The sequence below is a fragment of the Flavisolibacter ginsengiterrae DSM 18136 genome (assembly GCF_059568575.1).
In genome coordinates this window covers 131,342-153,950 of record NZ_JCANTR010000004.1, presented here as the reverse complement: position 1 = coordinate 153,950, position 22,609 = coordinate 131,342, and the positions used below count along the sequence as shown (strand labels likewise).

19 protein-coding genes are annotated in these 22,609 nt (G+C 41.5%); 14 read left to right on the top strand and 5 right to left on the bottom strand.

Translation table 11 applies throughout. From position 1 onward, the window contains the following. The first annotated feature begins 6 nt into the window (after positions 1 to 6). Positions 7 to 549, top strand: a complete 543-nt coding sequence (locus BP74_RS06200; RefSeq protein WP_496372142.1) for a CopD family protein — start codon at positions 7 to 9, stop codon at positions 547 to 549. 140 nt (positions 550 to 689) lie between these two features. Here BP74_RS06200 and BP74_RS06195 read toward each other — a convergent pair whose 3' ends face one another. Next, positions 690 to 1,073 (bottom strand): YciI family protein, encoded by a 384-nt coding sequence (locus BP74_RS06195; RefSeq protein ID WP_496372140.1) that lies wholly within the window; start codon positions 1,071 to 1,073, stop codon positions 690 to 692. Positions 1,074 to 1,330: 257 nt separating this feature from the next. Next, positions 1,331 to 3,754 carry a TonB-dependent siderophore receptor gene (locus BP74_RS06190; protein WP_496372138.1) on the bottom strand — a complete coding sequence of 808 codons (2,424 nt, stop codon included), beginning with the start codon at positions 3,752 to 3,754 and terminating at the stop codon, positions 1,331 to 1,333. 283 nt (positions 3,755 to 4,037) lie between these two features. On the opposite strand from BP74_RS06190, the gene ileS reads away from it, so the two are divergent. The 3 genes from ileS (at position 4,038) to BP74_RS06175 (ending at position 8,953) form a co-directional block, all read left to right on the top strand. Then, entirely contained in the window at positions 4,038 to 7,388 is a 3,351-nt protein-coding gene (ileS, locus tag BP74_RS06185; RefSeq protein ID WP_496372136.1) for an isoleucine--tRNA ligase, read from the top strand. A gap of 7 nt (positions 7,389 to 7,395) precedes the next feature. After that, the gene (locus BP74_RS06180; RefSeq protein ID WP_496372134.1) at positions 7,396 to 8,340 is read left to right on the top strand and encodes a TraR/DksA family transcriptional regulator; all 945 of its coding nucleotides are present in this window, start codon (positions 7,396 to 7,398) and stop codon (positions 8,338 to 8,340) included. Between the two features lie 136 nt (positions 8,341 to 8,476). Continuing rightward, a complete protein-coding gene (locus BP74_RS06175) occupies positions 8,477 to 8,953 on the top strand; it encodes a YcxB family protein (RefSeq protein ID WP_496372132.1) in 477 nt (158 codons plus the stop codon). A gap of 231 nt (positions 8,954 to 9,184) precedes the next feature. Here the strand turns inward: BP74_RS06175 and BP74_RS06170 are convergent, their stop codons facing one another. After that, positions 9,185 to 9,613, bottom strand: coding sequence for a GNAT family N-acetyltransferase (locus BP74_RS06170; RefSeq protein WP_496372130.1), 429 nt, complete (start codon positions 9,611 to 9,613; stop codon positions 9,185 to 9,187). 181 nt (positions 9,614 to 9,794) lie between these two features. On the opposite strand from BP74_RS06170, the gene BP74_RS06165 reads away from it, so the two are divergent. From BP74_RS06165 to rnc, 3 genes are all read left to right on the top strand, one after another. Further along, positions 9,795 to 10,031 carry an acyl carrier protein gene (locus tag BP74_RS06165; protein ID WP_072835589.1) on the top strand — a complete coding sequence of 79 codons (237 nt, stop codon included), beginning with the start codon at positions 9,795 to 9,797 and terminating at the stop codon, positions 10,029 to 10,031. A 96-nt stretch (positions 10,032 to 10,127) separates the two neighbouring features. Next, positions 10,128 to 11,381 carry a beta-ketoacyl-ACP synthase II gene (gene fabF / locus BP74_RS06160; protein ID WP_496372408.1) on the top strand — a complete coding sequence of 418 codons (1,254 nt, stop codon included), beginning with the start codon at positions 10,128 to 10,130 and terminating at the stop codon, positions 11,379 to 11,381. A 46-nt stretch (positions 11,382 to 11,427) separates the two neighbouring features. Beyond that, positions 11,428 to 12,165: a ribonuclease III gene (gene rnc, locus BP74_RS06155; RefSeq protein ID WP_496372127.1), complete on the top strand. Its 738-nt coding sequence runs from the start codon at positions 11,428 to 11,430 to the stop codon at positions 12,163 to 12,165. A 28-nt stretch (positions 12,166 to 12,193) separates the two neighbouring features. On the opposite strand, the gene BP74_RS06150 is transcribed toward rnc, so the two are convergent. Then, positions 12,194 to 13,387, bottom strand: a complete 1,194-nt coding sequence (locus tag BP74_RS06150; protein ID WP_496372125.1) for a PQQ-dependent sugar dehydrogenase — start codon at positions 13,385 to 13,387, stop codon at positions 12,194 to 12,196. A 93-nt stretch (positions 13,388 to 13,480) separates the two neighbouring features. Continuing rightward, on the bottom strand, positions 13,481 to 13,903 hold the full coding sequence (mce, locus tag BP74_RS06145; protein ID WP_496372123.1) for a methylmalonyl-CoA epimerase: 423 nt from the start codon (positions 13,901 to 13,903) through the stop codon (positions 13,481 to 13,483). A 212-nt stretch (positions 13,904 to 14,115) separates the two neighbouring features. On the opposite strand from mce, the gene BP74_RS06140 reads away from it, so the two are divergent. From BP74_RS06140 to BP74_RS06110, 7 genes are all read left to right on the top strand, one after another. Beyond that, positions 14,116 to 15,330, top strand: coding sequence for an IscS subfamily cysteine desulfurase (locus tag BP74_RS06140; protein WP_496372121.1), 1,215 nt, complete (start codon positions 14,116 to 14,118; stop codon positions 15,328 to 15,330). A 95-nt stretch (positions 15,331 to 15,425) separates the two neighbouring features. Further along, positions 15,426 to 15,776, top strand: coding sequence for a HesB/IscA family protein (locus BP74_RS06135; protein WP_496372119.1), 351 nt, complete (start codon positions 15,426 to 15,428; stop codon positions 15,774 to 15,776). A 125-nt stretch (positions 15,777 to 15,901) separates the two neighbouring features. Then, entirely contained in the window at positions 15,902 to 16,621 is a 720-nt protein-coding gene (gldF, locus tag BP74_RS06130) for a gliding motility-associated ABC transporter permease subunit GldF (protein ID WP_496372117.1), read from the top strand. Continuing rightward, complete coding sequence (gene gldG, locus BP74_RS06125) at positions 16,621 to 18,315, top strand: gliding motility-associated ABC transporter substrate-binding protein GldG (protein WP_496372115.1); 1,695 nt, start codon at positions 16,621 to 16,623, stop codon at positions 18,313 to 18,315. The genes gldF and gldG overlap by 1 nt, the downstream gene beginning before the upstream one ends. A gap of 54 nt (positions 18,316 to 18,369) precedes the next feature. After that, positions 18,370 to 19,302 (top strand): TerC/Alx family metal homeostasis membrane protein, encoded by a 933-nt coding sequence (locus BP74_RS06120; protein ID WP_496372113.1) that lies wholly within the window; start codon positions 18,370 to 18,372, stop codon positions 19,300 to 19,302. 5 nt (positions 19,303 to 19,307) lie between these two features. Further along, a complete protein-coding gene (locus BP74_RS06115; protein ID WP_496372111.1) occupies positions 19,308 to 21,758 on the top strand; it encodes a bifunctional UDP-N-acetylmuramoyl-tripeptide:D-alanyl-D-alanine ligase/alanine racemase in 2,451 nt (816 codons plus the stop codon). Between the two features lie 176 nt (positions 21,759 to 21,934). Continuing rightward, positions 21,935 to 22,603, top strand: coding sequence for a lipoprotein signal peptidase (locus BP74_RS06110; RefSeq protein ID WP_496372109.1), 669 nt, complete (start codon positions 21,935 to 21,937; stop codon positions 22,601 to 22,603). Positions 22,604 to 22,609 lie beyond the last annotated feature (6 nt).

Sequence of the window (22,609 nt, the reverse complement as noted above, 5' to 3'; positions counted from 1 at the left end):
CACCACATGTACGCATATCTTAAGGCACTGCACATCATCTTTATCGTCACCTGGTTTGCCGGCATGTTCTATATAGTCCGGCTCTTTATTTATAATGCTGAAGCAGAAGCCAAAAAGGAACCGGAGAAAACAATCCTTCACCAGCAGTTCTCCATCATGATCAGCCGTCTTTGGTTGGGAATCACCTGGCCTTCAGCAATTCTGACTTTGATTTTTGGTCCCCTGGTAATGTGGAAAGGTTACTGGTATAAGACCATCTGGGACGATGCAGGCAAATGGCTGTTGATCAAGTTGATCTTCGTTGTTCTATTATATGTGTACCACTTTTCTTTGCATCGTTTGTATAAACAGCAGGCAAAAGGGATCTTTAAATATTCTTCACAAAAGCTGCGGATATGGAATGAAGTAGCGACTATATTTCTTGTACCTATTGTAATGCTGGCATCAGTAAAGGAAAGTATAAGTTGGGTATGGGGCATTGTGGGTCTCCTGGCATTTGTCATTGTCTTAATGAGCGCCATTAAAATATATAAGGCTGTGAGGAAATAGTAGTAATAGAAACCTGTACAAGGGAACTACAAGGCTAATAGAAAGCTGTAAGATATTTAATATAGATTTTGTAAAGACTTCTTTCATAATTCCAGTTCAATTCAAGAACAACTTTTTAAATCTCTTTTCATAAGAAAAACTTATTGATTAGGGTAGGTGAAGTTTGTTTTTTCTTCCTTCATTTTTATGGGACGAACCTCAATAGTGGCTGATGATACATATTCGAATTCGGGGTTTTGTTTGGCCATTTCTATGGCTTCGTTTAAATCATCTGCGAGGATATGGTAATATCCAACCTGTACTTCCCTGGAAGGATCAATGGCTTGAATATTCCAACTGCCATTCTGTTTTGAGATGATATTTCCTTCACGGACCAACGGTTGTGCACCTAATAGCTTTCCTTCTGATTGTAGTTGGCCAATATATACTTCACATTTTTTGATAAAAGCTAAATGTTCATCAGGTTTTAGTGCAGCTTTTGCATCACCTGAATTTCTGATATAGAGCATAAATTCCTTTCTCATTGGAAAAAAATTTAAGACAGAATGAATATTCAAAATGGTTCATAAAATTAATGCATTGGTGACATGTGTGAGTTTATTGCAGAGTCTTTAGTATCACAAGATCACATTCTCAAGGCAGGCTTTTCAAGAAATATCCCTGCCTTTGGTTGGTCTATAGTGAGGCCTGGGATTGCTTAAAAGAAAAAGAATGCCAGCTTAAATCTTTTAGAGGGACGTACCCGTCGTTGATATTCAGGCTAATTTTTTATTAGCCTGAATCAAAATTTATAAGATACAGTTCCTGTAAACTGCCTTGGAGCAATAGGATTGACACTATTATCATCATGCGCATTATAGCTTAACTGGTCAAGCAGGTTGGACAACTTTACTCTCAGACTTAAATTTTTATGGGAGTAGCCCGCATTGATGTCCACAGTAATATAATCAGGTAAGGGCATCAACTTATTGGTATTGGTAGGACTGTTCGTTGGGTTTCTGCCAGCCAGCCTGTCGCCCACATAAAATGCTCCTCCGCCAATATAAAATCCATTCAGAAGCGATTCTTTTGAAAAATTATAATACACACTGGCATTTGCCGTATGTGCAGGATTGTACCTAAGGCGGTCACCTTTTTTATTTCCATTCACAGTATTGCCATTTACACCCGTATACCGCATATCGTTAAAGCTATAACCCGCGAGTATTTTAAATCCATTTACTGGCTTGGTTTGAATGTCAAGTTCAATTCCTTTGCTGTTGGTCTCTCCGGATAACTCTTTGATGTTGCTATTGTTATTGGCTGTACTTCCATCTGCAAGGTATAAGGCAGTCTGTGCAAAATTGCTATTGATGATCCTGTAGGCCGTCAGGTTGAGTGATAAAGCTCCTTTGAAAAAGTCATTCTTAATGCCTGCTTCAAATTGGTCAATGATAGAAGGTGCGAGCGCATTATTGTACACATCCACTCCTGTATTTACAGAAAATGAATTGGTATAACTCGCAAATATTGAAGTGGCCTTATTGGGTTGATACACGAAACCGAACCTTGGACTGAAAGCGTCATTGGTAAATGCAGCTATTGTGCCCCTGGTATTTTTTGAAACAGTATCCACTGAGGCTGTTTGATTTGATTGATAGGTGTACCGCACACCTGCCAATACTTTCAGGTTGTCAAACAAAGAAACCAGGTCCTGTGCATACAGTCCATAACGCAAAATGGGCGAAGTGGTAATAAGGTTTTCTGCCAGGAAGGGTATATCGCCTCTTTTATTAAAACCGGATGGATCAAATAAGTTGATCGTATCATAAATGTTCTTATTACTGATAGTTGGATTAGCGTAGGTTCTGAATGTGGTGGCGATGGTTTTATACCTGTCTGCATCTGCTCCGGTAAGTATAGTATGTTGAATTTTACCTGTCTTCAATTTGGCATTCAGGTCAAGAGAACTGAAATAATAATTTTCTGCGGTTCTTGTTTTTTGAAGCCCTCTTGCCCATGTGCCATCAGCAGCTACCATGGCACCAGAAGCGTTGGGCCTGTTGGCACTAAACAGTTCATTATTGAATTGCTGGAAGGAAATAATACCCCGCAAACCAACTGCATGGCTGATGCGATGAGTAATTGTACCTGTTGCAGTTTTCTGGGCTGAATTGTTATATGCCCAGGGTACATTTAAAAAGCGGTGGCGGGGAATAGCAGCTACTACGTAATTAATAGCGCCAGTTCCATAATCCGGTGTACGGTTATCTTTTAAATAATCACCTTCAAGAATGATCTCTGTCTGGTCTCCGGCCTTAAGCAACAGCGACGGGTTGATATAGATCCGCTCGGAAGTCACACCCTTTCGAAAGCTTCCGGCATTTTCATAACTGGCATTCACCCTGTAGGCGGCATGGCTACTATTATTTACAGGTCCGAAAATATCAATAGACGGCTTGTAAAAAGAGTAACTGCCCGCCCGGAATGAAATTTCGCCACCCTTTTCAAACTTTGGCTTTTTGGTTACAATATTTAAAATACCCCCGGCACCCACATTGCCATAAAGGATGGCATTGCCACCTTTTAAAATTTCCATTTTTTCAACTGCACTTAATTCCGGCTTTATGCCATTATTAAAACGTGCCCCGTTCTTAAAGGTATTGCTGCTTCCAAAGGCGTAGCCACGAGCGGCAATTTCTTCCTGGAAGCCCCCTGTAGTGCCCATTATATAAACACCATTTACATTTTGCAGTGCATCGCTCATGCTAAGCACCTGTTGTTTTTCCAGGATGTTCTTATCTATTACAGTTATTGCCTGGGGCAGGTCGCGTGCCTGAACGGGGAGTTTACCTATTGTGGTTATTTTTTCATTTTGCGTACGTTGAGCCGATACGGTAACATAATCTAGTTGTTTGGCATTTTGAACCAGAGCGATCAGAAGCGAGGTGGTCTGGTCTTTTTTTACTTCTACTACCTTTTCCTGGGTCAGCTGGCCCACCAGCGAGATCTCAAGGGTGTGTAGCCCTTCTTTGATGCTTAATTGAAAACGTCCCTGGTCATCAGTAGTAGTGAACTTATTGGCTCCTTTTACAGAAATGGTCACATAAGCTGCTGGTTGATGGTCAGCAGTGGTAACTAACCCTGAAATAATGCCGGATGGAATTTCGGGGATAGAAGGTAAAGGATTGTTTGCCAATAATATATAAGATTGGGTGAATCCCATAAAGCCCAAAAAAAGAAAAAGGACAAGAAAAAAATACCTCACAGTTGATCAATTTGCTGCAAAGAGACGTGTAAGTCTGTTTTCCAGGTACCGGAATCGGGAAAAGCAATTACGAATGGAGGAAAACTCCAGGAATCAATCAGAAAATCTTTGAAAGATGATACGCTGGCAAGGTTTATAAATAACTTCCGGTTACAATATATAGTTAGATTGGGTTTTTCCCTATAGGCCTATATTTTCCTACCTTTGCAGCCATTTTCAAATCAAGTTTAGGAGCCCCCTTATGGCCAATCGATATAAAGAGTTTAAACATCTGAATTTACCTGCCATTGAAAAAGAAGTTTTGGAGCGGTGGGAAAGGGAAAATGCCTTTAAAAAGAGCATAGAAGTAAGAGAGGGTGCTGAGCCCTTTGTATTTTATGAAGGGCCGCCCAGTGCGAACGGGATGCCTGGTATTCACCACGTTATCTCAAGAACATTAAAGGACCTGGTTTGCCGATATAAGACCATGCAGGGTTTCAAAGTGCAGCGTAAAGGTGGATGGGATACCCATGGTTTGCCTATTGAACTGGGCGTGGAAAAGGAGTTAGGAATTACCAAGGAAGATATTGGTAAGAAGATATCTGTAGCTGAATACAATCAAAAGTGCCGGGAAGCGGTTTTGCGTTATAAGGACAAATGGGATGACCTGACCACTAAAATGGGTTACTGGGTTGACCTGGAACATCCTTATGTGACCTTCACCAATGAATATATTGAAACACTTTGGTGGTGCCTGAAAGAGCTATACAACAAAGGCCTGCTGTATAAAAGTGTTTCCATCCAGCCTTATTCTCCCGCTGCAGGTACAGGTTTGAGCTCTCACGAACTCAACCAACCTGGAACATACAGGAATGTCAAGGATACAAGTGCCGTGGCCATGTTTAAGGTGGCGCAAACAGAAGAATCCCGGTTTCTGTTCAATGCCGCAGGTGATGATCAAGTGTTTTTTTTGGCCTGGACCACTACACCATGGACCTTACCATCCAATCTTGGATTAACAGTTGGACCCAATATAGATTATGTATTAATCAAAACTTTTAATCCCTATACACACCTGGCGGTAAATGTGGTTCTGGCCAAAACCCTGGTCAGTAAGTATTTCAAGCCTGAAGGTGAGAACGGGGATTTTGAAGGTTATAACCCGGAACAAAAATTACTACCCTGGAAAATTTTGGCAGAGTTTAAAGGAAAGGATCTGGAAGGCCTGGAATATGAGCCTTTATTGCCGTATGAGGCAAATTCGCTGGAAGCCATACGGGCTATAACTCCAGATGCTCAACCCTTCAGGGTATTGTTGGGCGATTTTGTTACAACAGAGGATGGTACCGGTATCGTTCATACGGCACCTGCCTTTGGTGCAGATGACTATAAAGTAGGCAAAAAAAATAATATAGGCATACTGACCCTAGTGGACAGGGAAGGTAAATTCGTTGATGGACTGGGTGAGTTTTCACATCGCTTTATAAAGGATTATAAAAATGAGCCCAACTATGTGGATGTCAATGTTGACATCTCTGTAAAGCTGAAGAAGGAAAACCGGGCCTTTAAGGTTGAAAAATATGAGCACAGCTATCCTCATTGCTGGAGAACTGATAAGCCGGTAGTGTATTATCCACTGGACGCCTGGTTCATCAAGACCACAGCAAAGCGTGAAAGAATGGTGGAGCTCAATAAGACCATCAACTGGAAACCTGAATCCACCGGAACAGGCCGTTTTGGTAACTGGCTGGAAAACATGGTAGACTGGAACCTGAGCCGCAGCCGTTACTGGGGAACGCCATTGCCAATCTGGAGAACAGAAGATGGAGCGGAAGAAAAATGTATTGGATCTATAGAAGAACTGAACAACGAGATAAAAAAGGCCAGCGAGGTTTTAGGAGGTGATGTAAACACACATTACCTGCATGATGGTATTCTTGACCTTCACAAGCCGTATGTGGATGAGGTAATATTGGTATCAGAATCAGGGAAGCCCATGCACAGAGAGCCTGACCTGATAGATGTCTGGTTTGACAGTGGTGCAATGCCTTATGCCCAATGGCATTTCCCGTTTGAGAATAAAGAAATATTCAGGGAAAATTTCCCTGCCGATTTTATAGCTGAGGGTGTTGATCAAACACGTGGGTGGTTTTATACCCTGCATGCCCTGGGTGTGATGCTGTTTGACAGCGTTGCTTATAAAACCTGTGTGTCCAATGGGTTGGTTCTGGATAAGAACGGCAATAAGATGAGCAAACGGCTGGGAAACGTGGTGGATCCATTTCAAACCATCGAAAAATTTGGAGCAGATGCTACTAGGTGGTACCTGATTACCAATGCTTCTCCCTGGGATAACCTGAAGTTTGACCTGGAAGGAATAAAGGAAGTGCAGCGTAAATTTTTTGGTACCTTATACAATACCTACCAGTTCTTTGCATTGTATGCCAATGTGGATGGGTTCAGCTTTAGGGAAGCCTATATTCCATTGGAAGAAAGGCCAGAGATTGACCGCTGGATACTTTCCTCTTTGCAGACATTGATCAAAAAAGTAGCTGCAGCTTTTAATGATTATGAGCCTACCCAGGCTGGACGTTTAATAGAAGATTTTGTAGATGAACATCTAAGTAATTGGTATGTAAGACTTTGCCGCCGCCGGTTCTGGAAGGGCGAGTATGAGCAAGATAAGATAGCAGCCTATCAAACCTTATACGAATGCCTGGAAACTGTCGTGCGCCTGATGGCACCGATATCTCCTTTCTTCAGCGACGAGTTGTTCATCAACCTGAATGCAGTAACAAAAATGCACAAGGAAGAGTCCGTGCATCATATATTCTTCCCAACCCCGAAAGAAGCATACATAGATGTATTACTGGAAGAAAGGATGGGACTGGCCCAGGATGCTTCTTCTTTGATACTGTCTCTGCGTAAAAAAGCAAATATAAAGGTGCGCCAGCCGCTTCAAAGAGCGCTGATACCTGTGTTGAATCCTTTGATGGAACAACAATTGCACAAGGTAGAAGATCTTATTAAAGCAGAAGTGAATATAAAGGAGCTGGAATATTTGTCTGATACGGAAGGGTTTATTAAAAAGAAGATCAAGCCTAATTTTGGGGCTTTAGGGAAGAAGCTTGGACCCCTGATGAAAGCAGTAAATACGGCGCTTTCAAATTTTTCCCAACATGAAATTTCTTTATTTGAAAAAGAAGGCAGATATTCAATCCCTGTTGGCAATGATGAGTTCGTTGAACTGGCTTTGAGTGAAGTTGAGATTAGTAGCGAAGATATCCCTGGCTGGACAGTAGCAAGTAAAGGACCACTAACGGTTGCATTAGATATAAATATCACACCTGAGTTAATACAGGAAGGAGATGCCCGTGAATTCGTGAACCGGATTCAAAAAATACGTAAGGACAGTGGCTTTGATGTTACGGACCGGATCGAGGTAAAAGTAGCTGCCAATAATGGTATCTCTTCATCTTTAGCTAAGTATAATGACTATATTTGCGCCGAAATTCTGGCAGATAAGCTGGAGTTAACATCACAAATTGATGAGGGCACTGAAATTGAGGTTAATGACAACCCATTGAAGGTCATCGTCTTAAAAAAGGGGTAAAAATTGTATGGCTACTAAAAAGCAAGCGTCAAAACCTGCCCGCTCCAATGGCGGGAAAGCTGTGAAAGCAGCAAAACCAACTAAAACTGCTGCCCGCCCGGTAGCTAAAGCGACTGCCAAAACTGCTGTTAAAGCAGCGCCAAAGAAAGCTGCAGCGAAGGCTGCACCTAAAAAGGCCGCATCTAAAAAAGCTGCCCCGGCACCTAAAAAAGCAGCAGTGAAAGAAATAGCTCCAAAAAAAGGAGTGAAAATCCCTGCTAAGCCAGCCCCAAAGGCACCCGCTAAAAAACCTGCACCCGTAGTCGCTAAAAAAACTGAAGTTCCGGCAAAAAAGGCAGCACCTGCCCCCACCAAGGCAGCGCCTGCCAAGCATGCTGAACCAGTTAAGAAGCCAGCCGTAACAGCACCTACGCACCAGGAAGTAAAGCCAGCAATCAAACCTTTGCAACAAGCACCAAAGAAGGAAGCACCTAAACCTACCAAGGTAGTGATCCCTAAAACTTCAACGACAAAGGCAGTTAAGTACGAACCAGATTTTACAAAATCGGTATTGGATTCACAACAAAAAGATCAAACTGGTCCCACTATGAGGTATTCAGATGCAGAATTGATGGAGTTCAGGGAACTTATTGGAAAGAAACTGGAAACAGCCAAAAAAGAGCTGGCCTATTTACAAGGATTGATCACCCGTAAAGATGAGGGTGGAGATATGGAAGATGGCCGTTATATGACCATGGAAGATGGAAGCATGAGCATGGAAAGAGAACAATTGAGCCAGATGGCCAGCCGGCAGATACAGTTCATTGATCACCTGGAAAAAGCCATGATGCGTATTGAAAATAAAACCTATGGCATTTGCCGTGTCACCGGAAAGTTGATCGATAAAGCACGTTTACGTGCTGTGCCTCATGCTACCCTTAGCATAGAAGCTAAACAAATGATGAATAAATAGTATAAGCTTATATAATTCAAGCCTTGTTCCGGGAACGGAACAAGGCTTTTTTATTTCAAAGGAAATTTCTTCTATTTTACAGGTGCGAGACCAACGAATCTTAATTTTATAGGCAGGATCTACACTAACATGTATTATGAAAGTTTCATTTACGTACGATAAAAAACAGGTATTGCAAGCCCTTCGCTACCATTTTTTGAGCAGGAAGGAGATTCGGCTCATGATCATACTGGTGAATGTTTTTGCACTGGGATCTGCCTTTCTATTCTATTTTAAAAAGATACTTCCCTTAGCCTTCCTTGTTGGATCCTTTCTCTGGTTCATACTGATGTTGAGTTTCTGGTTTTTCCTTCCCGGCATGGTGTACAGGCGAGCCACCACTTTTAAAGACCATTTTATTATGACCTTCGATCCGGACTCTTTTTCTGTGGGCAATGAAAGGGGATCGAGAAGTTATCCCTGGAAAGCGGTGAGCAGCTTTTTGGAAACGCCACATTTTTTTCATCTATATTTTGACAGCCGTTCCTTTTTCCTGGTACCGAAGGATAGTTTTTCAGATTCTGATGAAATATACCAGATGCGCCACATGCTGAAAGAGAAGATAAAGAACTAGGATTTGCAGGATTAAATAGGATTTTTGAGGAGGAAGGAATATCGAATGTCGAACAAGGAATATCGAATGTAGAAGGGGTTTAGGTCGTAGAGGCTGCATTTTAGCATATAGATTCAATTTTCAGGTACCGATTACTTTGAAAAGATTCTTCGTTAACTTTTTTCTGGTTAACCTGTCAACCCTTAGGGGTAAGGCTTGTTTTTTACTTTTAACTTTTGATTTTAACTTATCTCACAATTCTTTTTCCATCACATAGTGGGGGATTGTGATCTCTTCAAACTCGGTTCCAATCTTTTTATAGCCCATTTTCTCATAAAATCCGAGTGCATTCTTACGGGCATGCATAGTGATTCTTTTATAACCCCTGTCCCTGGCCAGGTTTTCGGCAAACTGCATAAGGGCCTTTCCAATACCCTTTCCCTGAAGATCGTTCAAAACGGCCATCTGGCGCAGGCGCACGGTCTCGGGTTCTTCTTCCACCAGCATACAGCATCCCAGCATTTGATCATCTTCATAGGCCGCCATTAGTAAATTATTCTTTTCAGATTCCAGTTCATCCTCTGTAAAGCCCAGCCCAAGCGGTTTACGTAAAATAGTATCACGCAGCTTGATCATCTGCTCATATTCCTTCGTGCCATGATCTATAATCTTTAATGCCATTTGAGGTAGGGGTTGAATGGTTTCAATTTACAAATATTGGTGCAGACAGCAAGTTGCAAGTTTTATGCGGGATTTGGAGAAAAAAACAAAAGTTTTTGTATTGTGGGCAGAAAGAATGATCAAAACGATAGATAAACCAAAAACTTATATTTTTGCACCACTATAACCAAACTTTTACAAAATGTCAGACATTGCAGCAAGAGTAAAAAAGATCATCGTAGACAAATTAGGAGTTGATGAAGCGGAGGTTACCAACGAAGCTTCTTTCACCAATGATTTGGGAGCTGATTCTTTAGACACGGTAGAATTGATCATGGAGTTTGAAAAAGAATTCAACATTTCAATTCCAGATGAGCAGGCTGAGACCATTACCACTGTAGGCCAGGCTGTATCTTACCTAGAAGAGCACGCAAAGTAATTGTTGTTCCTGACGGAACACTATAAAAAATCCGCCTTCCGGCTGTCCAGGCAGCGAAGGCGGTTTTATCTTACATAAAATATTATTGTGGGTTATATTGAACTAAAACGAGTGGTAGTAACCGGGATGGGGGCCATTACGCCTTTGGGAAATTCGATAACTGAATATTGGAATAATTTACGCAATGGAGTCAGTGGTTGTGACTTTATCACCAATTTCGATGCATCTAAATTCAAAACCCGGTTTGCCTGCGAAATAAAGAATTTTGACCCCACTAATTTTTTAGACAGGAAAGAAGCCCGGAAACTTGACCGCTTTACACAAACAGCGGTAGTGGCTAGTGACCAGGCTGTAAAGGATGCTGGTATCGACCAGGGAAATGTGAATGTTGACCGTGTTGGCGTGGTATTCGCCAGCGGTATCGGGGGCTTGATCACCTTCCAGGAGGAAGTGACCAACTTTGCTAAAGGTGATGGTACGCCACGCTTTAATCCCTTCTTCATTCCCAAGATGATCCTTGATATTGCTGCAGGGCATATCTCCATGAGGCATGGTTTCAGAGGACCTAATTTTGCTGTGGTTAGTGCCTGCGCTTCTTCAACCAACGCCATGATGGAAGCCTTTAACCTGATTCGTATGGGTAAGGCTGATGTTATTGTAACAGGCGGTGCTGAAAGCGTTGTAAGCGAAGCTGGTGTTGGCGGCTTTAACGCCATGAAAGCCTTGAGTGAGCGCAATGACGATCCTAAAACTGCCTCCAGGCCTTACGATAAGGAACGAGATGGTTTTGTAATGGGTGAAGGTGCAGGCGTATTGATCTTTGAAGAGCTGGAACATGCCATTAAACGCGGTGCCAAGATCTATTGCGAGATCGCAGGCTGCGGCGCAACAGCCGATGCGCACCACATTACAGCTCCACATCCTGAAGGCTTAGGCGCTAAAAACGTAATGATCCAGGCCCTGGCCGATGCGGAGATGCAAGCCTCGGATATTGATTACATTAACACCCACGGAACATCTACACCCCTGGGTGATATTGCGGAAGTAAAAGCTATTATTGACGTATTTGGTGAACATGCTTTTGATTTGAATATCAGTTCTACCAAATCCATGACCGGGCATTGCCTGGGAGCGGCCGGTGTAATAGAAGGCATTGCCTGTATTATGGCTGTACAGAATGATATCGTCCCGCCAACGATTAATCATTTCACAGATGATCCGGAATTGGACTCAAGGTTGAACTTTACTTTCTGGGAAGCACAGAAACGTACTGTAACGGCTGCCCTGAGCAATACATTTGGATTTGGAGGGCATAATGCCTGTACCATATTCAAAAAATATTCGGCTTAAGGGATAGTCTTTTTTTCTGCACATAAAAAGTTGTAGTTTACAGTTTGTGGATTTTTGGAAAGCATTCTATAAAAATCATACTGACCCCTCCTTCAAAAAACAATTGAAAGGCGTTTTAGGCTACACGCCTGGTAATGCCGCTTTGTATAAAACCGCACTTACCCACCGCTCTGTAAAAGATACCATTGATGAAAATAATGAACGCCTTGAATACCTGGGAGATGCTATCTTAAGCGCACTTGTAGCAGACTATCTTTTCAAAAGATACCCTTATAAGGAAGAAGGCTTTCTTACGGAAATGAGAAGCAAGATGGTCAACCGCCAGCAATTGAATGATATTGCTGTAAAAATGGGTCTTAAAAAAGTAACCGTGTATAATAAGGCAGATGCTTCGCTGAAGACCAGCCAGATATTTGGTAATACTTTAGAAGCGTTGGTTGGTGCTGTTTACCTGGATAAAGGGTATAAAAAAACAACAAAGTGGGTGAATGAGCGGATTATCATTCCACATATGTTCGTTGAGGACCTGGAGAACCTCGAGATCAATCATAAGAATAAACTTTACGGCTGGGCCAATAAAAATGGCAAGCAACTGGAGTTTGAAACCCTGAATGAGCAATTGGAAAACGGCCGCCGCCTGTTTACTATCGGCGCCGTGATCAATGGAAAAGTTATTGCCCAGGGCAAGGCCTTCAATAAAAAAGATGCTTCACAGATTGCGGCTCAACTGGCAGTAGAAAAACTGGGCATCGTCAACTCAGATTCCACTGTTATCGAAGATTAATTTTTCTACCTCCAATTTCCCGTATTTATTATTTTGAATAGGTGATGCGGTAGATAGCTCCCTTGCTGTCATCGCTTACCAGTAATGCACCATCAGCGGCTACCTCCACATCTACGGGTCTGCCTATAACGGAATCGCCTGGTTGTAACCAACCCGAGGCAAATGGAGTGCTTTCAACGACCTTGTTATTTTCCAGTTTTACCATTACTACCTGGTAGCCTATTTTCTGCGACCTGTTCCAACTGCCATGTTCTGCCACGAACATTTGATTCTTATATTCCGCAGGGAACATATTGCCAGTGTAGAAACGTAAGCCTAAAGATGCCACGTGGGGGCCCAGATTTAAGGCTGGCGGTGTATAGTCAGCACAATTCTTACCCTGTCCGAATTTTGGGTCAGGTATGTCGCCCTGGTGGCAATAAGGGAATCCAAAATGCATTCCTTTTTGTGGAGCCGTATTGAGTTCATCGCTAGGTACATTATCACCTAATTCATCGCGTCCATTATCGGTGAACCATAACTGGCCGGTTTGGGGATGCCACGCAAGACCCACACTGTTGCGAATGCCTTTGGCAAACACTTCCAGCCCTGTGCCATCATCATTTATCCTGGTAATGCAGGCATGGATAGAATCGGGTTCACAAACATTACAAGGTGCACCCACGGGAACATATAATTTTCCATCAGGTCCGAATGCAATGAACTTCCAGCCATGCCAACCCTCGGTGGGATATTTATCATAAATGACCTTATAGGATGGAGGGTTATCGAGGTGGTTTTCTATATCATCATAACGCAGGATGCGGTTGATCTCGGCCACATATAAATTCCCATTCTTAAATGCAACACCACATGGTGTATTCAGGCCTGAAGCAATGGTGTACACCTTTTCAGCGACACCATTTTTATCGTTGTCCACTGCGGCAAAGACCTTACCACCACCCATATTGCCCACAAATAAGGTTCCTTTTGAGCCCCAGCACATGCTGCGTGCATTAGGCACTTCTGCAAACACATTGATCTTAAATCCAGGTTGCAGTTTGATCTTATCAAGACTGTACTTTGCAAACAGGCTATCAGGGCTGCCTGTACTGGTCTGCGTTGTATCAGTTCTCTGGCCGGTAGTTGATGCTTCTTTTTCCTTACAGGAAAATAGGCTCAGCACTATCGTACTGGCTAGCAGAACCTGGGTCAAATGACGGGAAGTAAATAATATGTTCATGGTTTCGGTGATTGAATATTGAAATTAGCAAGAATATCAGTTATGCAAGGATTGAAATTTCAGGCAGATAGACAGTTATTATTTTACATAGACCTAAAGAGCAACATCATTTTCAGTTTTTAATTCCTGGCATAATTCTATCAAAACACCATTTGCAGTTTTGGGATGGATAAAACAAACCAGCTTGTTGTCAGCACCCAGCTTCGGTGTTTCGTTTAACAGCGTAAAGCCCGCTTTTTGTAATCTGTCCATCTCCTGGTAAATATCAGCCACCTCAAAGGCTATATGATGAATGCCTTCGCCTTTTTTATCAATAAATTTTCTGATCACACCATCATCTGTTTCCGATTCCAATAATTCAATCTTTGTCTCTCCCTGCTGAAAGAATGCCGTGATGACATTTTCTGAGGATACCTTTTCTTGTTTATAACATTCAATGTTCAACAAACTTTCAAATAATGGAATTGAATTGGAAAGAGATTGCACTGCTATTCCTATATGTTCAACTTTCAACATGTTACTTTGATGGTTTTTTATTGTTGTAAACGACGCCGTTTAAAAGTATATATTTAAGTTCATTGTGTTATTGTCAAAAGCTAACTATATAAGGGACTAATTACACTTCTTTATAAATCCAGGAATGAAGTATTGACATTAAAAACATGGTTGAACCTTCTTCAACTTTAATAAACGTCAGATACGGTAAATTTGTAAACGGAAAAGGAATTATGCTGCAATTGCCCATTTATCTTGATCATAATGCTACTACGCCCTGCGATCCAAGGGTGGTAGAAGCCATGTTACCCTATTTCTCAACGCATTTTGGTAATGCCGCAAGCCGCCACCATTCTTTTGGCTGGAGGGCCGAAGAAGCAGTGGAGTATGCCCGGGAACAGGTGGCTAAATTGATAGGTGCAGAACCTAAAGAGATTGTTTTTACTTCTGGAGCCACTGAGGCTGATAACCTTGCCATCAAAGGAGTCAGTGAATTATATGCTTCAAAAGGAAACCATATTATCACCTGCACCATTGAGCATAAAGCAGTTTTAGATAGCTGCAAACACCTGGAAAAGCAAGGGGCAGAGGTCACTTATTTGCCGGTACAGCCTGATGGATCCATAAATGTAAACGACCTGGAGGCAGCCATAAGGCCAGGTACAGTTTTAATTTCCATTATGTATGCCAATAATGAGATTGGTACGATAATGCCAGTACAAGCTATCAGTGAAGTGGCGAGAAAGTATGGGGTATTATTTTTTACAGATGCAACGCAGGCAGTAGGAAAAATACCTGTTGATGTCAATAAGGATGGCATAGACTTGCTGGCCCTGACAGGTCACAAGATATATGGTCCGAAAGGGGTAGGAGCTTTATATGTGCGCCGGAGAGATCCCAGGGTAAGGCTGACCGCACAAATGGATGGTGGTGGGCATGAGAGGGGAATGCGCAGCGGAACACTGAATGTGCCGGGCATTGTTGGGCTGGGAAAAGCTGCTGAATTAGCATTGACAAGTATGCGGGAGGAAAATGACCGCCTGAGGAAATTGAGAGATCAATTGGAAAATGCCTTACTCCAACTTGACCAGACCTTTGTTAATGGTAATAAAGAAAACAGGTTGCCTCATATGACGAATATTTCATTTCAACATGTTGAAGGTGAGGCCCTTTTAATAGGGATCAATAAAGAAATAGCCGTCTCCTCAGGCTCTGCCTGTACTTCGGCTTCTATAGAACCTTCTTATGTTTTGAAAGCCCTGGGGTTAAGTGATGAACTGGCGCATAGTTCCCTAAGATTTGGCTTGGGAAGGAGTACAACAGAAGACGAAATAGCCTACACCATTGCCAAAGTAACCAGTACAGTTCAAAGCCTCCGGCAAATGAGCCCATTATGGGATAATTCAGTAAGAGAAAACCAGGCCATAACTGGTACCCGGGATATTTAAGGTAATAGGCTTAACTTATACCGTTACGTTAAAAATGCCGTGAAAGGAACTTATATTGTCCAGGCATTTATAATTTTACATTTTGAATAGAAATTATGGTAAACGCAGATAATGCAATATTTATAAGTGAAAAGGCAAAAGAGAGGATAGCCCAGATCATGAAAGAATCGGGCTATGATAAAGACCCTTCATATTTCATCCGGGTAAGTGTTGTGGGTGGTGGATGTTCAGGGCTTAGTTATAAGCTGGACTTTGATAATGTACCAAAACCTATGGACCAGGTGTTTGATAATGAAGGTGTGAAAGTAGTAACTGACCTGAAAAGCTTTTTATACCTGGTAAATACCACGCTCGAATTTTCGGAAGGTCTGAATGGTAAAGGATTTTATTTTAATAATCCGAATGCTACCAGGACCTGTGGATGCGGTGAAAGTTTCGCTGTGTAGTATTTGTTACATGCCGCATTAAATAATTTAAAGCTCCTTCGGGAGCTTTTTTTATACCCTTTAATATACGGCAGAGTTAATGCAGAATGCTTATTTTGCATTTTACATTCTACATTTTCAATTTCATGTGGCCAATTTGTAAAAAGGAATTACGACAATTTTTTAGTAGCCTGACAGGGTACATTGCGATCATTGTTTTTTTGCTGGTGAATGGACTGGTGCTGTTTGTTTTTAAAAATAACATCCTGGAAAGCGGCTATGCAAGCCTGGATGATTTCTTTTCTTTTGCTCCGTGGATCCTTCTTTTCCTGGTAGCAGCCATCACTATGCGCAGCTTTTCAGAAGAATTTAAAGGAGGAACCTTCGAGATCCTGCAGACACGTCCCCTAAGTCAATGGCAAATTGTATCGGGAAAGTTTCTCGGTAGCCTGGTGGTAGCTGTCATTGCACTTATACCAACACTGGTATATTATTTTACAATCAATCACCTGGCTTCTACTTCGGGTATTGATTCAGGAGCTGCGGCAGGATCTTATTTGGGACTCTTATTGCTTACAGCTGTTTTCACTTCTATTGGTATTTGTGTGAGCAGTTTTACTACTAATTCGGTGGTCTCCTTCATCATTACTCTCGTAGCCTGCATCCTGCTTTATTTTGGATTTGACGCCATCAGTCAACTGCCCTTATTCAACGGAAGTGCAGGATATTATATTGGCATGATAGGGATCAATAGCCACTATCAAAGTATCAGCAGGGGTGTGATAGACACCAGGGATCTTGTGTACTTTATCAGCCTGGTCATTTTATTTTTATTGATCACAAGGCAAAATTTGCAAAAGCGGTAATGAGAAACAACAGACATATAATATGGTGGATAGGGTTGGTAGCGAGTGTGGTATGCATTAACCTTATAGCGGCTTTTGCACATTTTCGTATAGACCTGACAGAGGATAAACGATATACCGTAACTCCAACAACAAAGGAACTTCTACGTAGCCTGGAGCAACCGCTAACAGTAGATGTTTTTCTGAAAGGGGAATTTCCCGCTGAATTCAGAAAACTAAGTACATCCACCAATGAGTTTTTAAGTGTGCTAAGAGAGAACAGTGGTTCTAAACTTCAATACCGTTTTATATCTCCTGAGACTGATGCAGGTAGTGGGAAAAGCTGGGGAGATTCCCTTCAATCCCTGGGAGCTGCGCCTATAAATTTGAATGTGCAGGTTAAATCGGGAGAAGAGAATAAGATTGTTTATCCCTATGCGCTATTGCAGTATAATGGAGAAAGTTCCCTTGTCAATTTATTTCAAAGCAGCAAGAGAAATATATCACCTGCCGAACTGAATAATGCAGAAGCAATGATGGAATACCAGTTTGTCAAATCCATTGACAAAATGATACACCCTGAGAAGCCATTTATTGCCTATGCCACCGGTAACGGAGAACCTGTTGATGCCCGAACCTATGACCTTCAACAGGTGATCAATAATGGATACAAGCTTTTCACTTTTGATCTGAAAACGCAGCCATCTATACCTGATACCATGAAGGCTTTATTGATTGTAAAGCCACAAGAGTCTTTTTCGGATGTGGAAAAGCTGAAGATCGATCAATACATTATGAGGGGTGGTAAGGTGCTTTGGTTTATTGACAACCTTCATGCAGAGCAGGATAGCCTGAGTTTTAAATCTGAACTAATAGCTTACGACCGCAACTTAAATATCCAGGACTTACTTTTCAATTATGGCGTACGCATCAATCCTGACCTGTTAATGGACCTGCAGTGTGATTTTATGCCATTTGCTGTTGGTGGTAGTACATCCAATCCGCAGTATGAATTCCTGCATTGGAATTATTATCCATTGTTTGAATCGCACAATAATCATATTATCAATAAGAACCTTGGACTTATTGCCGGAAGGTTTGTCAATACTATAGACACCATAGAAGCCCCGGGCATAAGGAAAACCTTTTTATTACAGAGTTCCCCGAATTCACGCATCATGGCCACTCCAGCATTAATAAGTCCTAATGAAAACCGTAATGCCCCGGAGGATGCGCAATATAAAATGAAGGATGTTCCTGCAGCTGTATTGTTGGAGGGGAAGTTTACTTCTTTTTACAGGGGACGAATTGGCAAAACACAACGGGATAGTCTGGTTGCTTATGGTGGGTTTAAAGATGGCAATGCTGCTGAAAATAAGATGATCGTAGTTGCTGATGGTGATATGGTACTAAATGACATTTCGCCCAAGCAGGGGCCGCTGCCAATGGGAATGAATCTTTATACCATGGGCTCTCAATATGAATACCAGTTTGCCAACCGTGACTTTTTACTGAACAGTCTTGAATACCTCACCAGTAAGGGCAATATTATTGCTACACGGAACAAAGAGATCGTTTTAAGATTACTGGATGGTAAAAAAGTAGAAGCGGAGAAAAGCAAATGGCAGATGATTACTATTGCATTACCCATTTTGCTGGTAATATTTTTCGGTTGGGTGTACCAGGCTATCCGGAAAAGGAAGTTTGCTTCTTAGAATGCTAAAAATTGCCTTCATTATCTTTATCGGTTTAAAGGATATTAAAGTAATATGACGACGGATCAGATAACTTACCTGGTTTTTGGAATTGTTTTATTGATCGCTGTGGTTATTGACCTTGGTTTAGTTAGTAAGTCCTCTGCCGAGATCACCATTAAAAAAGCTTTAATTCAAACCGGTTTCTGGGTTACCCTGGCGTTCGCATTCTTTGGATTTTTATGGTTTTATGAAGGAACGAATGTTGCCATTGAATATATCAGTGCTTACCTCATGGAGTGGAGCCTGAGCATAGATAATATCTTTGTTTTTATACTCATTTTCACCTTCTTCCGAATCCGTAAAGACCATGTAGCGCGGGCATTGATGATCGGGATAATGATGGCCATTGTATTCCGTATAATATTCATAACCATAGGTGTTGCCCTGGTAGAAAACTTTCACTGGATATTGTACATCTTCGGGGCTTTCCTTGTTTATACGGGTATTAAAATATTCATGGTAAAGCATGATGAAAGTTTCGACCCGGAGAAAAACCCTGTTTATAAATTATTAAACCGTTTCTTCCCAATCATTCACCAGGATGTAAGTGGCAAAATAACAGTGAAGAGAAATGGCAAGCGGTTTTATACCAATATGTTCGTGGTAGTGGTTTTATTGGCTACAACCGATATTGTATTTGCACTGGATAGCATACCCGCTGTATTTGCTATTTCCCAAAATAAACTCGTAATCTATACCAGCAATATTTTTGCTGTGTTGGGATTGCGTTCATTGTTCTTCCTGCTGAAGGGAGCTGTCAATAAATTTGACTACCTGCAACAGGGAATTGCTGTTGTGTTGATATTTATTGGCGGGAAAATGCTTGCGGAATTTTTTGGGATCAAGGTGCCTGTTTATATATCACTGATCGTTATAGTGGTTTGTTTGGTTGGTTCAGTAGTTTATTCCATCCAGATGGATAATGACCGCGAAGAGAAAAAATAAATGCCGTGTACACTGTTCAGGAACTTAATCAAGTGATCAATGGCAACTTCCTCTTAAGGGAAGGTGATGGAAATATTGAGCACCTTGCCTTCGACACCAGGCGCTTGCAGCAACCTTCTACTTCTTTGTTCTTTGCATTAAAGACCGAACATAATAATGGGCATAACTTTCTGTTTGCAGCCTACAGAAAGGGTGTTCGAAATTTCGTTGTTTCAGAAACTATTGACACTTCACCATTCCCTGGATCCAACCTTATCAAAGTGGATGATGTGCTTACCGCACTGCAGCAAATAGCAGCACATCACAGGCATCAATTTCGTTATCCTGTTATAGGCATTACAGGCAGCAATGGCAAAACAGTTGTAAAAGAATGGCTTTACCAATTGTTGCATGAAGATTTCAATATAGTAAGAAGCCCCAAAAGCTTCAACTCGCAGATTGGCGTGGCACTAAGTGTATGGCTGATGAAGCATAATAATGAGTTAGGATTGTTTGAAGCTGGTATTTCAATGCCCGGGGAGATGGATCGCCTTCAACAAATGATCCTGCCTACTATTGGGCTAATAACAAATTTAGGAGAAGCACATGATGAAGGTTTTGCTTCAAGAGATCAAAAGCTTTTAGAGAAATTAAAGCTATTTGAAGAAGCGGAGATTGTGATTGGACCTTTTGACTTATTGAAAGGGAATATCGATGATGGTAAGATATTTACCTGGGGATACCGGGCGGATGCTGATATTATGATCACAGATATTAGACGCCTTAAAACTTCTTCTGCAATAACCTTTAGGTATTTGGGTAATGAGATGTCAATTGATATCCCATTTACTGATGATGCATCTATAGAAAATGCTATAAGCTGCCTAAGTGTTTTGTTGCATATGAACATGGAAGCTGCAAAAATCAAAAGTCGGTTTGCTGTTTTACATTCTGTGGATATGCGCCTTCAATTGATGCACGGGATCAATGAATGCCTTGTGATCAATGATAGCTACAGTGCGGATACTGTTTCTTTAAAAATAGCGCTGGATTTTATGGAACAGCAAAGTTCAGGTTTAAAAAAAACAGCTATACTGTCTGATTTCTTTGAAACCGGGAGGAGCAGTGAAGATCTATATTCAGTAATTGCACGGCTTTTACATGAATACAAGATTGAGAAATTAATTACGATAGGAAGGGAGATGAGTGAATTCTTACCTGGTATGGTTAGGAATGTTGAGATTCGTTCATATGCAACCGTTGATGATTTTCTTTTGGAGTTCCGCTCTTCTTTATTCTTTAAGGAAATCATTTTGATCAAAGGGGCACGCAAGTTTGGTTTTGAGCGCATTGTTCAGCTTTTTGAAAAGAAAATGCATCAAACCGTATTAGAGATCAACCTGAATGCACTTGCTCATAACCTTAAAGAATATAAACGTATCATTCGGCCTTCGACCAAAATAATGGCTATGGTTAAAGCTTTTGCCTATGGAAGCGGGGGCGCTGAGATTGCCAGTGTGTTGCAGTACCATAATATTGATTACCTGGGTGTAGCCTATGCAGACGAAGGAGTGGAGTTGATCAAAGCAGGTATCAACACACCAGTAATGGTTATGAATGCAGAGGAGTCTTCCTTCCAGTCTATTGTAGATTATAACCTGCAACCTGTCATTTATTCTTTTGACCTTCTTGGGAAATTCCAGACATACCTTGAACAACAGGCTATGGCTGAATATCCTGTGCATATAGAAATTGAAACAGGGATGAACCGCCTTGGGTTTTCTCTGGCAGAATTAGGAGAATTAGGAAAGAAGCTCATTACTGGAAACATTTTTCATGTTGAATCTGTCTTTAGCCATTTAGCTGCCAGTGAAGAGGAAGCACAGGATGATTTTACCTTGTTGCAGGCGCAACGTTTTCATGAGGCTTGTGCCATTCTAAGGGAAAATATTTCTTATCCTTTTCTCAGGCATATATCCAATTCTGCTGCTATTGTAAGGCATCCGGCTCTTCAAATGGATATGGTGCGGCTTGGGATAGGGTTATATGGAATTGAAATAGACCATAAGGATATTTTGGACCTTCATGCAGTTGCCACTTTAAGATCAACTATTGCCCAATTAAAACATGTGAAAAGAGGTGAATCCATAAGCTATAACAGGCGCGGAGTAGTTCACCGTGATTCTTTAATAGCAACCATAAGAGTGGGTTATGCTGATGGCTATTCCAGGCAATTTGGCAATGGAAAGGGAAATATGCATATAAAAGGACGAATGGCACCCGTAATAGGAACCATATGCATGGACATGACGATGGTTGATGTGACTGACATCCCTGGTGTGAAGGAAGGCGATGAGGTGATCATTTTCGGTCCTGCCCTGGATGTGGAAAAAGTTGCTTCCTGGATCAATACCATACCCTATGAAATCATGACGGGTGTGTCTCAAAGGGTAAAGCGTATCTATTTTCATGAATGAGGCAAACAACAATAAATATTTGCCTGGGGACCATTCATTTTAAGCCCTAAGCGCTGGATTGTAAGACCTGATTTTATAAAGATTCATTAAACTCTTTATTTGTCATCCGCTTAACGCTGCTATAAGGCGGGGTTTGAAAGTGGCCCCTTATCTTTGTTGCCTTTAAAAAAACAATTGTGAAGCTCCGCTCTTCTATACTTATAATCGCTGCAGTGATCATTATTGACCAGGTGTTAAAGATCTGGATCAAGACCAATTATCCTTTAGGTCCAGTTACCAATATCCTTGGTTTACCCTGGGCTAAATTATATTTTATTGAAAATGAGGGAATGGCGTGGGGATGGAAATTGGGTGGTGAATGGGGTAAGATGCTATTGACCTTATTCAGGCTTGCTGCTGTAATATTCGGTTCCTGGTATTTAGGAAGGATTGTTAAGCAAAATTATTCCAGGGGATTTATTGTATGCGCTTCCCTGATTTATGCCGGTGCATTGGGAAACCTGATAGATAGCCTGTTTTATGGGCTTATTTTTGAGGAAAGCACCTATTCTCACATAGCCACTATTTTTCCTCCTCATGGCTACGGAAGCTTTCTACATGGAAAAGTAGTTGATATGCTTTACTTTCCCATGGTGCATTCTACCTTTCCCAATTGGATGCCATTTATCGGAGGCAATGAATTTGAGTTCTTCAGTCCCATTTTCAATATAGCTGATGCTTCTATTTCTGTGGGTGTGATAGCACTTTTGCTTTTCCAGAAAAGGCTATTGAAAAAACATCATACGGAAGAAACGCACACTGTCACTACCAATACAGAAATCAGTGACCAGGCACAGGTGATGTAGCCCGGG